This is a genomic window from Microbulbifer mixtoriginis (SeqCode) (assembly GCF_052466695.1).
Map to the genome: position 1 here is coordinate 4,915,524 of NZ_CP174285.1, position 11,760 is coordinate 4,927,283.

The following is an 11,760-nucleotide window of genomic DNA, read 5'->3' on the forward strand; positions in this document are numbered from 1 at the left end:
TCTTGGGTGAGTGCTTTCCCCCTTTATCGCGTGCTCAGTCCTGCTTATCGCACGAGGTTAGTACCATGCATTTTTCTTTGTCCTGTAGCTATATTTTCCGCACTTTTAAAACCTATGAGGATGTTTATGTGTTGGACGTGCCCGACTAGAAGAGCTACATCTTTTTTGTGGGTAGTTATGTCTTGATTAAAGGGAGGTAGTTTTTTGAATCTACAGAGGCTGTAGTACCGCTTCAGTAATTTTAAGGCTGGCACGGTAATGTTATTTTCATTTGCTGCTTGTAGGTCTATGGATGGCTATACGCCATTGCTTGGTGCAGCGAATGGCGGTCTTGTTAGTGGAGGTTGCGTTCAGTTGGCATAATATAAGGTGATGTGCGGGTTGCTCCTGGCGAGTGAGTACCTTGAGAAATGATACGCGGGTAGAAAAATGGCTGATCATGGCGAGATATTAAGTTTGGCACAGCAGCTTGGTGAGGAATTGATAAAGCGCTGTTGGTTTGTAACCTCTGCGGAGTCCTGCACTGGTGGTGCGATTGCCGCGGCGATCACTTCTATTCCCAATGCGTCCAATTGGTTTGATGGTTCAGTCGTTAGTTATGCCAATCGCATCAAGCACAGTGTGTTAGGGGTGGATGCGAAGGACCTAAAACAGTTTGGTGCGGTCAGCGAACCAGTTGCCCGGCAAATGGCTTGTGGAGTGCTGGCTATGATGGATGCCAACCTGTCCGTGGCGGTAAGCGGTATTGCTGGTCCCAGTGGTGGTACCGAAGAGAAACCAGTCGGTACTGTGTGGATTGCCTGGGCTCATGCGGAAGGGCAGGAACCGGTTCAGATTGATGCTCGGTGTTTCCACTTTAAAGGGGGTCGGGCCACAGTTCAGGCACAAACGGTGCTGGAGGCTCTCAAAGGGATGCTGAAGATCTTGGAGGAACACCCTGTTTAAAGGTGATCTACCTGGTCAGTTTACTGGTGTGATAGCGGGGTTGTGCAGAATTGAGAGCGGTGTAACCGTGTTGGGAAGATTGGTACAGATTGTGCCGGAATTACTGGTTGCCTATACAGTAATCCTTCGATAAGCTTGCCCCACTCAACACAGCTCAGATATACGGGAACGGTCATGGATTCCAATAAAGACAAGGCATTGAAAGCGGCGCTGTCGCAGATCGAACGCCAGTTTGGCAAGGGCACAGTGATGCGTATGGGAGATAAGGAGCGCGAGCGTATCCCCGCAATCTCCACTGGCTCTCTCGGCCTGGATGTGGCGCTGGGTATAGGCGGCCTGCCCCGCGGTCGTATCGTTGAGATCTATGGCCCGGAATCCTCTGGTAAAACCACTCTAACCCTGCAAGTGATCGCCGAGGCCCAGCGCAAAGGCGGCACCTGTGCTTTCGTGGATGCAGAACACGCCCTAGATCCCATTTATGCCGAAAAGCTCGGTGTAAATGTTGATGAGTTAATCGTCTCCCAGCCAGATACCGGCGAGCAGGCCTTGGAAGTGGCAGATATGCTGGTGCGTTCCGGTGCTGTGGATGTATTGGTTGTGGACTCCGTTGCAGCCTTGACACCGCGCGCTGAAATTGAAGGAGAGATGGGAGATTCCCACGTAGGTTTGCAGGCTCGTCTGATGTCCCAGGCACTGCGTAAGTTGACCGGTAATATCAAGAACACCAATACCTTAGCGATCTTTATCAACCAGATTCGTATGAAGATCGGTGTAATGTTCGGCTCCCCGGAAACCACTACTGGTGGTAATGCTCTTAAGTTCTACTCCTCCGTGCGTTTGGATATCCGTCGCATCGGCTCGGTAAAAGACGGCGATGAAGTAGTGGGTAACGAGACCCGCGTGAAAGTGGTGAAGAACAAGGTGGCTCCGCCCTTTAAGCAGACTGAATTTCAGATCATGTACGGCGAAGGCATCAATATGATTGGTGAGGTTGTTGACTACGGTGTGAAGCTGGGCTTGGTTGATAAGGCGGGCGCTTGGTATAGCTACAAGGGTGATAAGATTGGTCAGGGTAAGGCCAATGCTACCAAGTTCCTGCGTGATAACCCCGATATCCGCAATGAAATTGAGGCTCAGCTGCGGGCACAGCTGTTAGGCGATCTGGTTCCGGCCAGCCCTGAAGAGGCTGCCGAACTGCCCCAAGAGTAAGTGTCTTTTTCCTCCAAGGCGGCCTTCACCGCCGACCCCGCTCAAGCGCTTTTCGGCGCGGCGCTTGAGCTGCTTACTCGCCGCGAGCACTCCCGTTTGGAATTGAGGCGGAAGCTGGTGGGTAAGTTCCCCGGTGCCGACTTCGATGCGCTATTCACGCGCTTGCAAGAACTCAACTACCAGTCTGATCAGCGCTTTGCCGAAGTTTTTGCCCGTTCTCGTGTTCAGCGTGGTCAGGGGCCCCTGCGTATCCGCCTGGAATTACAACAGCGCGGCATTTCCGCTGAGCTTTTATCCCAGGTCTTAGAGCAGCTAGAGGTGGACTGGTTTTCCTTGGCCCAAGAGCAGCTGCAGCGCAAATATCGCTCGCCAATTGATTTGGCGTTGCCGCGGGAACAGCAACTGAAGGAGCGCGCACGTCGCCAACGCTACCTGTCTTACCGCGGTTTCTCTTCAGATGCTATTAGCTGGGCGCTGGACGAAGAGTAATCACGCTTATACTCTCATGCTTGCTTGAGGCGCGAAGGTAATGCTTTCCCTCAGGCTTAGGGTAATGAGAGAAAGAATAATAAGCGCGAGAGACTTTATGATCCTGTCTATTGATCAGGGCACTACAGGCACCACAGCTTTCGTTTTTGATAGTAGCGGTACCCTGGTGGGGCGCAGTTACTCAGAGATCCCCAATTATTATCCAGAGCCTGGATGGGTCGAGCAGGATGCCGAGGAAATCTGGCAAGTCACCCAGCGTGTCTGTACGGCTGCCCTGCAGCGTGCTGGTGTTTGTGCATCCGAAATCAAATCGGTTGGTATCACTAACCAAAGAGAGACCACGATCCTGTGGGATCGCCACACAGGCGAGCCAGTTCATAGGGCAATTGTCTGGCAGTGTCGGCGCTCAGCAAATATTTGTGCGCAGTTTGCCACAGAAGGAAAGTCCGAATGGCTGCGCGCGCGCAGCGGACTACTATTGGACGCGTACTTTTCTGCCAGTAAGCTGTTGTGGCTATTTCGAGAGCAGCCGGATCTACAGGCGCGTGCTCGCAAGGGGGAGCTGTGTTTCGGCACGGTAGACAGCTGGTTGATCTGGAAGATGAGCGGTGCCCGCGCGCACATGACTGATCATACTAATGCCAGTCGCACCCTACTTTATAACTTGGAGCAGAAAAGCTGGGATCCAGAGCTATTGGCGCTTTTTGAGTGCCCTGAAACGATTCTGCCAGAAATCAGGCCGTCTGCCGGATATTTTGTCGATACGGATCCAGCAGCTTTTGCTGGCGTCAGTGCACCTATTTGTGGGGTGGCTGGAGATCAGCAGGCGGCGCTGTTTGGGCAAGGCTGTACGAACCCAGGAGATCTCAAAAATACCTATGGCACTGGCTGCTTTATGCTGGCCTATGCCGGCGAAAAACGCCCTGAGCCGCCTCGCGGCCTGCTGGCCACAATCGCCTGTGATCCCCATGGGTTACCAGGCTATGCAGTTGAGGGCTCAGTTTTTACCGCGGGTTCTGCAATACAGTGGCTGCGTGATGAAATGGGATTGATTCAGCGGGCTGTCGATAGCGAGATTATTGCGCAGAGCATTCCCAATACCCGCGGAGTGTATTTGGTGCCGGCGTTTAGCGGCCTGGGTGCACCACACTGGGATTCATCGGCGCGGGGGACCTTGTGTGGCCTGAGCCGGGGCGCGGGGCGGGCTGAAGTAGTTCGCGCCACTCTTGAGTCCATCGCCTACCAGAGTGATGAGCTGGCGCGGCTTATGAAAGAGGCTCTAAAGGTTGATATCAGCCATATGCGTGTCGATGGTGGGGCAAGCGCGAACGATTTCTTGATGCAGTTTCAGGCCGATATTTCCGATCTGCGTGTAGAGCGCCCCAGACAGATTGAGTCCACGGCAATCGGCGCGGCGCTATTGGCGGGGATCGGCAGTGGTCTCTGGCATTTTCACCGGCTACCGGAGCGTCTGCTGGAGATTGAGCGCGATTTTCTGCCGGGAATGCCAGCAGAAAAAAGGGATTCCCTACTGACGGGTTGGAAGCGAGCAGTTGCAGCCTGCAAAGCATTCTAATTTAAGCGTCTATCCTTGACTGGGTTTTGGCACATGGAGGTGTTTCTATGACAGTTCACGATGAGTTAAAAGCAACGATAGATTCTCTGGTCGATGGTCGTCGGGGAATCCTGGCTGCAGATGAGAGCAGCGGAACTATCGCCAAGCGCTTTTCTGCTGTAGGGGTGGAATCAACCGAAACAAACCGCCGAGATTACCGTGCGGCGCTGTTGTCGAGTGAGGGGCTTGGGGACTTTATTTGTGGTGTCATTCTGTTTGAGGAAACGCTCGGTCAGAGTGATAGAGGTGGTACGCCTTTGCCTGAGGTGGCGGCGGCACAGGGGATTCTACCGGGTATTAAAGTTGATAAAGGCAAGGGGCCTCTTCCCGGTGCGGAGGGGGACATGATCACCTATGGGCTCGATGGCCTTATCGAACGCTTGCGGGAATATAAGGCCCAGGGAGCGCGATTTGCCAAGTGGCGGGAAGTGTATCCCGTGAGTGCTCACAACCCGACTGAGTTGGGGCTTACGGCTAACGCGGAAATGTTGGCTCGGTATGCCGCCGCTTGCCAGTCTGAGGGGTTGGTGCCCATTGTTGAGCCGGAAGTGCTAATGGACGGCAATCACAGTCTCGAACGCTCCGCGACTGTTAATGAACAGGTTTGGAGCAGTGTTTTTCATGCCTTGAATCGTCATGGTGTTATTTTGGAGTTGATGTTGCTCAAGCCGAGTATGGTCACTCCCGGAGCAGAATTGCCTAGTGCGGAGCCGCAAGAGGTGGCTGAGTACACTTTGCGCAGCCTGCGTCGCAGTGTGCCTGCCGCAGTGCCCAGTATCAATTTTCTTTCTGGCGGCCAGGGCCCGGAAGAGGCTACAGAAAACCTTAATGCCCTTAACCAGCTTAACAATGCCCCATGGCAGTTGAGTTTCTCCTATGGGAGGGCATTACAACAGCCGGCGTTAGCGACTTGGCATGGCAAGCTGGAAAATATCGAAATGGCGCAGAGAGCCTTGGTGAAGCGAGCATGTATGAATCATCTGGCTATGTTGGGTAAGTATCGCGATAGCCTTGAGGGGGAGGGTTATGGGTGACCAAAGCGCGATAAAACAATAAGGAAAGTGGGCTGCGACAATGGAATTTTTAACAAGAAACATCAGTTTACATTACCGTCGCTGGTGGGTTGAAGGCGCGCGGGGAACTGTGGTGATTTCCCATGGGCTGGGTGAGCACAGCGGCCGTTACGTTAATTTAGCGGCACATCTTAATCGGGCAGGTTTCAGTGTGTATGCGCCGGACCATTATGGTCATGGTTTGTCCCAGGGGAAGAGGGGCCACATAGAGGATTTCTCGCTCTATAGCGAGGACCTCTATGAATTTATCTGCCTGGTCAAAAGTGGTAACCCCGGCACACGGCTGCATCTGTTAGGGCATAGTATGGGGGCGGTGGTCGCTTGTGGCAGTGCCGTTCGCTACGGGGCTGTAGATAGCATCATCTTATCAGCACCGGGTTTCTGCGGGGCTAAGGAGCCTTCGGGACTCGAGTTGAGGCTGGTACTGATACTGGCAAAGATGTTCCCGGGGCTAGTGCTTTCCAGCAGGATAGATAGCCAGTGGTTGAGCCGGGATTCTGCGGTAATTGAAGCTTACCGTAAGGATGAGCTAACGCATCGAGGGGTTTCACTGCGCTGGTTTGAGACATTTCTTCGCGAGCGGGAGTTTCTCTCCGCTAATCTGGAGCGATTACTGGTGCCTTGTCTGATGTTGCTGCCGGAATCCGATCGGCTGGTGGATGTTGGAGTGAGTCGTGAGTGGTTTGGGCGGATGGGCTCGGCCGGCAAAATGCTGCACTGTTTTCCCAAGGCTTATCACGAGCTTTTTAATGAGGTCGAAGAGGGGCGTTTAGCACGTGATCTGCTGCTTGGTCATTTAAAATCCTACGAACCGCAGGCGGGGTCTGTCGTCTCTTGATAAAAATAAGGGGCAGTCAACCATGCTGGTTGTAACCCTTGGCGAATGCCGTGAAAAACCCTATGAAGCATTGTATGATACGCGGTCATTTTTGCCCCCTGCTTGTTACGCCAGGGGGAAATAGTGGGGTGGAACATGGATAAGAAGTTACTGAGCCTGTTAGTGTGTCCGGTAAGCAAGGCGCCGCTTGAGTACCGTGAGGAGACCCAGGAGCTGGTGTGTAAAGCTAGCGGTCTGGCCTATCCAATAAAAGACGGCATTCCGGTGATGCTGGAATCCGAGGCGCGTCAGCTGACTGCTGAGGAAAAGCTGGAAAAATAAACCAATGGGTGAACCCAGCGTTTTCAGTCGAATTATCTCGGGCGAAATAGCGAACGAGAAAATCTACGAGGACGATCTTTGTATCGTTATTGAGGATCGGGCGCCACAAGCCCCGACCCATCTCCTCATTATCCCGCGTAAACCCCTGGTTAACTTGTTCGACGCCAAAATCGATGACAAGGCTCTGCTCGGCCATCTGATGTGGGTGGCCGCTGAACTTGGCAGAAAGCTGGGATTAGAGGGATTTCGACTTGTGGTCAACAATGGTCGAAGCGCGGGACAGACCGTATTTCACCTGCATGTCCATCTACTGGCTCAACAAACCATGCCCGAGCAGGGGCTTGCACAGTAGCGGGATAGACGAGACACCGCGTCACCGGTGTCATTCAATAACTCTCAACTAACGAAGTGGAATTACGCCGGATGAAAAGCGCACAGATTCGCGACGCCTTTCTGAATTACTTTGCCGAACAGGGCCACACTGTGGTGCCGTCAAGCTCCTTGATTCCGGGCAATGACCCGACCCTGCTATTCACCAACGCCGGCATGGTGCAGTTTAAGGACACCTTCCTCGGCCAGGAAAAGCGTCCCTATAACCGGGCCACTAGTTCGCAGCGCTGCGTGCGTGCTGGGGGTAAGCATAATGACCTGGAAAATGTAGGTTATACCGCGCGCCACCACACCTTCTTCGAGATGCTGGGTAATTTCAGCTTCGGTGATTACTTTAAGCGCGATGCCATCCGTTTTGCCTGGGACTTCCTCACCAAGGTGCTGAACTTGCCAGAAGAGCGCCTGTGGGTAACCGTGCATATCAGCGATGATGAAGCAGCCGATATTTGGCAAAAGGAAGTTGGGGTGAGCCCTGAGCGCTTCTCCCGTCTTGATGAGGATAATTTCTGGCAAATGGGTGATACCGGCCCCTGTGGTCCCAGTTCAGAAATTTTCTTTGACCACGGCGAAGATGTACCCGGTGGCCCTCCTGGTTCCGACAACGACGATCTCGATCGCTATATCGAGATTTGGAACCTGGTATTTATGCAGTACGAACGCACGGCGGACGGCGAGCTGCACCCGCTGCCCAAACCCTCTGTCGATACCGGGATGGGGCTGGAGCGTATTGCCGCTGTTATGCAGGGCGTGCACTCAAATTATGAAATTGACCTATTCCAGGCGTTGTTACGAGCAGCCAGTAGCATTGTTGGTTGCGATAACCTAGAGGAAAAATCCCTGCGGGTAATTGCCGATCATATTCGCTCTTGCTCCTTCTTAATTGCCGATGGTGTTATGCCTTCCAATGAAGGTCGTGGCTTTGTATTGCGTCGTATTATTCGCCGGGCAGTGCGTCATGGACACAAGTTGGGCCACAAAGAAGTCTTCTTCTTCAAGTTAGTGAGCGCTCTAGTAGAGCAGATGGGAGAGGCCTACCCAGAATTGCGTGAGAAACAGTCGCTGATTGAGCAGGCGCTGCGCAAAGAGGAGGAGCAATTCGCCAAGACCCTGGATAAAGGCATGGCTTTACTTGAGAGCGCATTGAGCACTCTCGAAGGGAGTGAGGTGCCGGGTGAGTTGGTATTCACCTTGCACGATACCTACGGTTTTCCTACAGATCTAACCCAGGACATCGCCCGCGAGCGTGGCCTATCTCTGGATATGGCGGGTTATGAAGCCGCTATGGAAGCTCAACGTGAGCGGGCCCGTGCCGCCGGTAAATTTAAGCAGGATTATACCGAGGCGTTGGATCTGCAAGGTGCCACGGAGTTCCTTGGATACGAAACCACCGAAGCTGAAGGCACAGTAACCGCGATTCTCAAAGGCGGAGAGCAGGTTGAGCGTCTGGAGAATGGGGAAGAAGGCGTGGTAATCCTCGATCGGACACCATTTTACGCTGAATCAGGTGGCCAGGTTGGGGATAGCGGTTATCTAAAGGCCGCATCGGGCCGTTTTGAGGTGCGTGATTGTGCCAAGCAGGGCAGTCATCATTTACATACCGGCAAGCTGCTGCAGGGAACAGTAGTTGTTGGTGAGCAGCTCACTGCTGAGGTGTCAGCGGATGTGCGCCAGGCAACGGCATTGAATCACTCTGCGACTCACTTGCTACACGCCGCTCTGCGCAAAGTGCTCGGCGAGCACGTAACCCAGAAGGGCTCACTAGTGGATTCCGAGCGCTTGCGTTTTGACTTCTCCCACCCGGAAGCGGTCACCGCCAAGCAATTGCATGCGATCGAATCCCTAGTGAATACGCAGATTCGCGCGAACACACCGGTTGATACCTGCGAGACAGATATTGAGTCAGCCAAAGAAATGGGTGCCATGGCACTGTTCGGTGAAAAGTATGGCGATACAGTGCGCGTTCTCTCTATGGGCGTTGTAGAGGGCAGGACTTTTTCTGTAGAGCTGTGTGGTGGCACTCACGTGAAACGCACGGGGGATATTGGTCTTTTGCGTATTGTCAGCGAGAGTGGCATCGCCTCCGGCCAGCGACGTATTGAGGCGGTCACAGGTGCGCATGCGCTGTCACAATTTGATCGCGCTGAGCAGCGGCTAGAGCATGTTGCGGCTCTCCTCAAGGCGCGCCCGGACACTCTTGCAGATAAGGTAGAGCAGTTACTGCTCAATAACCGCAAGTTGGAAAAGGAAGTTGCGCAACTCAAGACTAAGCTGGCCAGTGGTGCTGGTGGAGACCTCAGTGCCCAGGCAATAGAGATTGCGGGCTTTAAACTGTTGGCTACATCAATCGACGGCGCCGACCCTAAATCTTTGCGTGACCTGGCTGACCAAATGAAGAGCAAATTGGGCAGCGGAGTTGTATTGCTGGCGGCGCCGGGAGAGGAAAAGGTTGCCCTGGTTGCGGCAGTGACTAAAGACCTCACCGACCGCCTATCGGCGGGAGACTTGATGCGTTTTGCTGCTGGCAAGATTGGCGGCAAGGGCGGTGGTCGCAGCGATATGGCGCAGGGGGGGGGCACTGACGCTTCGGCTCTGCCAGGTATGCTGCAAGAAGTACCTGTATGGGTAGAGAACGCCCTAAAAAGCTGATTTCGGTCAATTTGGCGCCATAAATAGCGTGTGAAGTTGATTTCGCCGAAGTTTGGTGATTAAGTGCGCGCCTGCACGATTTCGGGTGGTGCGCGGACTTGGCCTGGAGCTAAGGAAACACAGAAAGTTATGAGTTTGTTCGTGCAGAAATACGGCGGGACTTCCGTAGGCTCTATTGAGCGTATTGAAGCCGTCGCCGATAAAGTAGCCGCATTTCGTGCAAAGGGGCACGGTATGGTTGTCGTTCTTTCCGCTATGAGTGGGGAGACCAACCGCCTGATTGAGCTCGCCTACCAGATTCAGGAAAAACCCGATCCCCGCGAACTCGATGTACTGGTGTCCACAGGTGAGCAGGTCACTATTGCGCTGTTGAGCATGGCCCTTAAGAAGCGCGGTTATGATGCCTGCTCCTATACTGGCGGGCAGGTCAAGATCCTCACGGATAATGCCCACACCAAGGCTCGCATCCAGCGCATTGATGTCGAGCGTATGCGCACAGACCTGGATGAAGGCAAAGTAGTTGTGGTTGCCGGTTTCCAGGGCGTGGATGACAACGGAAATATCACCACTCTGGGGCGCGGCGGTTCAGACACCACGGGGGTAGCGCTCGCTGCTGCCCTTGATGCCACGGAATGCCAAATCTATACGGATGTTGACGGGGTCTATACCACTGATCCACGTGTGGTGGATAGTGCGCGCCGTATGGATCGGATCACTTTTGAGGAAATGCTGGAAATGGCCAGTCTTGGCTCCAAGGTCCTGCAAATCCGCGCCGTGGAGTTCGCTGGCAAATACAAGGTTCCTTTGCGCGTGCTCTCAACATTTGAAGAGGGTGAAGGAACCCTGATAAGCCTGGATGAGGAAGATAACGAGATGGAGCAGCCTGTCGTATCCGGCATCGCATTCAACCGTGATGAAGCCAAATTAACGATTCGTGGTGTCCCGGACACCCCCGGTGTTGCCTGCCGTATTTTGGCACCTGTAGGTAAAGAGAATATCGAGGTCGATGTAATCGTGCAGAATATCAGTGCGGTTGACGGGACTACCGATTTTACTTTCACGGTACATCGCAATGATTTGGTTAAGGCTCGCGAAGTCTTGGAGCGTGTTTCGGCGGAACTTGGCGCCCGTGAGGTGATCACAGACGACAAGATTGCCAAGGTTTCTATTGTCGGCGTGGGAATGCGTTCCCATGCAAATGTGGCCAGTCGTATGTTTAGTGCGCTGGGTGAAGACAATATCAACATTCAGATGATCACTACTTCGGAAATTAAGATTTCGGTGATTATCGATGAGCGCTATCTCGAGCTGGCAGTGCGTGCTTTGCACAGTGAGTTTGAACTCTCCAAGTGAGAGAGCTGAAAGAAACACTATAACCGGAGTTAAGGCAAAGAGAGCCTTCCCATTTCGATTCAGTTGTTTGGCATTGCATCCAACCTGTTGAGATTTTGTTCGACTGGTCAATACTGAAGAGTGTGATGGGTAGTTTTTGACCTTGCGTGCACCGCCACCCGGTTATGATGACCAAATAAGAGCAGCTTTGGATAAACACCGGCTGTTCTTTATCACAGGATGATCAAGGAGAAGTAGGTAATGTTGATTTTAACCCGCCGAATTGGCGAGACGCTGATGGTTGGCGACAATGTCACGGTTACCGTGCTGGGGGTGAAAGGCAATCAGGTGCGTATTGGCGTAAATGCGCCAAAAGAAGTCGCCGTACACCGTGAAGAAATTTATCAGCGTATCCAGCGCGAAAAGCAATCCTCTGAGGAGGGTGGCAACGAATAAGCGAATCGTTTTCAAAAAGGCCGGTATCCCGGCCTTTTTTTATTTGTGCTGCAGGGTAGTGGTATTCCACATTTGGCGGAAAAGTCTTTTTTTTGAACATCCTGTATGAAAGGTGTCCGGAAAAGCAAAAAACTGCAAAAAGTTATTGATTCGCCATTGCTTTTTGCCGAGCCGTTGGTATTATGCCGCCCACTTTCAGCAAGCAATCAAACAGGTTGATTAGCGTGAAAGGCCTCTTCGGAGGTGGCCTAAAGCGGAACTTCTGCTTCGGCTTAAAAGGAGAGATGGCCGAGTGGCTGAAGGCGCGCCCCTGCTAAGGGCGTATGGGTTAACACTCATCGAGGGTTCGAATCCCTCTCTCTCCGCCATTATTTGGGTCTTCCAGGGTGAGGGCTTGAGCCTTGAAAAAAGAACTTTTTCAAGGCTTGCAAAAGAAGGTGTCGCGA

Annotated in this window: 11 protein-coding genes and 1 tRNA gene; all 12 read left to right on the plus strand. The window is 53.0% G+C overall.

Annotation, left to right across the window (positions count from 1 at the left end):
- Nucleotides 1–429 precede the first annotated feature (429 nt).
- The 12 genes from ACJJI0_RS21485 to ACJJI0_RS21540 all read left to right on the plus strand — a co-directional run bounded on the left by ACJJI0_RS21485 (nt 430) and on the right by ACJJI0_RS21540 (nt 11,682).
- Nucleotides 430–945: a CinA family protein gene (locus ACJJI0_RS21485; protein ID WP_444884130.1), complete on the plus strand. Its 516-nt coding sequence runs from the start codon at nt 430–432 to the stop codon at nt 943–945.
- Between the two features lie 174 nt (nt 946–1,119).
- Nucleotides 1,120–2,154, plus strand: a complete 1,035-nt coding sequence (gene recA, locus ACJJI0_RS21490) for a recombinase RecA (RefSeq protein WP_252082775.1) — start codon at nt 1,120–1,122, stop codon at nt 2,152–2,154.
- Nucleotides 2,155–2,643 carry a regulatory protein RecX gene (locus ACJJI0_RS21495; protein ID WP_444884131.1) on the plus strand — a complete coding sequence of 163 codons (489 nt, stop codon included), beginning with the start codon at nt 2,155–2,157 and terminating at the stop codon, nt 2,641–2,643. It begins immediately after the preceding gene.
- Nucleotides 2,644–2,740: 97 nt separating this feature from the next.
- Nucleotides 2,741–4,219 carry a glycerol kinase GlpK gene (gene glpK, locus ACJJI0_RS21500; RefSeq protein WP_444884132.1) on the plus strand — a complete coding sequence of 493 codons (1,479 nt, stop codon included), beginning with the start codon at nt 2,741–2,743 and terminating at the stop codon, nt 4,217–4,219.
- A gap of 47 nt (nt 4,220–4,266) precedes the next feature.
- The gene (locus ACJJI0_RS21505) at nt 4,267–5,292 is read left to right on the plus strand and encodes a class I fructose-bisphosphate aldolase (RefSeq protein ID WP_444884133.1); all 1,026 of its coding nucleotides are present in this window, start codon (nt 4,267–4,269) and stop codon (nt 5,290–5,292) included.
- Nucleotides 5,293–5,332: 40 nt separating this feature from the next.
- Nucleotides 5,333–6,169 carry an alpha/beta hydrolase gene (locus ACJJI0_RS21510; protein WP_444884134.1) on the plus strand — a complete coding sequence of 279 codons (837 nt, stop codon included), beginning with the start codon at nt 5,333–5,335 and terminating at the stop codon, nt 6,167–6,169.
- Between the two features lie 135 nt (nt 6,170–6,304).
- Nucleotides 6,305–6,490 carry a Trm112 family protein gene (locus ACJJI0_RS21515; protein ID WP_152452364.1) on the plus strand — a complete coding sequence of 62 codons (186 nt, stop codon included), beginning with the start codon at nt 6,305–6,307 and terminating at the stop codon, nt 6,488–6,490.
- Between the two features lie 4 nt (nt 6,491–6,494).
- Nucleotides 6,495–6,842 carry a histidine triad nucleotide-binding protein gene (locus ACJJI0_RS21520; RefSeq protein ID WP_444884135.1) on the plus strand — a complete coding sequence of 116 codons (348 nt, stop codon included), beginning with the start codon at nt 6,495–6,497 and terminating at the stop codon, nt 6,840–6,842.
- A gap of 71 nt (nt 6,843–6,913) precedes the next feature.
- Nucleotides 6,914–9,526 carry an alanine--tRNA ligase gene (gene alaS / locus ACJJI0_RS21525; protein WP_444884136.1) on the plus strand — a complete coding sequence of 871 codons (2,613 nt, stop codon included), beginning with the start codon at nt 6,914–6,916 and terminating at the stop codon, nt 9,524–9,526.
- Nucleotides 9,527–9,655: 129 nt separating this feature from the next.
- On the plus strand, nt 9,656–10,879 hold the full coding sequence (locus ACJJI0_RS21530; RefSeq protein ID WP_444884137.1) for an aspartate kinase: 1,224 nt from the start codon (nt 9,656–9,658) through the stop codon (nt 10,877–10,879).
- A gap of 240 nt (nt 10,880–11,119) precedes the next feature.
- On the plus strand, nt 11,120–11,314 hold the full coding sequence (gene csrA / locus ACJJI0_RS21535) for a carbon storage regulator CsrA (protein WP_091391203.1): 195 nt from the start codon (nt 11,120–11,122) through the stop codon (nt 11,312–11,314).
- Nucleotides 11,315–11,592: 278 nt separating this feature from the next.
- A tRNA-Ser gene (locus ACJJI0_RS21540) sits at nt 11,593–11,682 on the plus strand.
- The last annotated feature ends 78 nt before the right edge of the window (nt 11,683–11,760 follow it).

Coding starts and splice junctions, on each gene's coding strand:
- ACJJI0_RS21520 (WP_444884135.1), top strand. CDS start 6,495: ATGGGTGAACCCAGCGTTTTCAGTCGAATTATCTCGGGCGAAATAGCG.
- glpK (WP_444884132.1), top strand. CDS start 2,741: ATGATCCTGTCTATTGATCAGGGCACTACAGGCACCACAGCTTTCGTT.
- csrA (WP_091391203.1), top strand. CDS start 11,120: ATGTTGATTTTAACCCGCCGAATTGGCGAGACGCTGATGGTTGGCGAC.
- ACJJI0_RS21530 (WP_444884137.1), top strand. CDS start 9,656: ATGAGTTTGTTCGTGCAGAAATACGGCGGGACTTCCGTAGGCTCTATT.
- ACJJI0_RS21505 (WP_444884133.1), top strand. CDS start 4,267: ATGACAGTTCACGATGAGTTAAAAGCAACGATAGATTCTCTGGTCGAT.
- recA (WP_252082775.1), top strand. CDS start 1,120: ATGGATTCCAATAAAGACAAGGCATTGAAAGCGGCGCTGTCGCAGATC.
- alaS (WP_444884136.1), top strand. CDS start 6,914: ATGAAAAGCGCACAGATTCGCGACGCCTTTCTGAATTACTTTGCCGAA.
- ACJJI0_RS21485 (WP_444884130.1), top strand. CDS start 430: ATGGCTGATCATGGCGAGATATTAAGTTTGGCACAGCAGCTTGGTGAG.
- ACJJI0_RS21515 (WP_152452364.1), top strand. CDS start 6,305: ATGGATAAGAAGTTACTGAGCCTGTTAGTGTGTCCGGTAAGCAAGGCG.
- ACJJI0_RS21510 (WP_444884134.1), top strand. CDS start 5,333: ATGGAATTTTTAACAAGAAACATCAGTTTACATTACCGTCGCTGGTGG.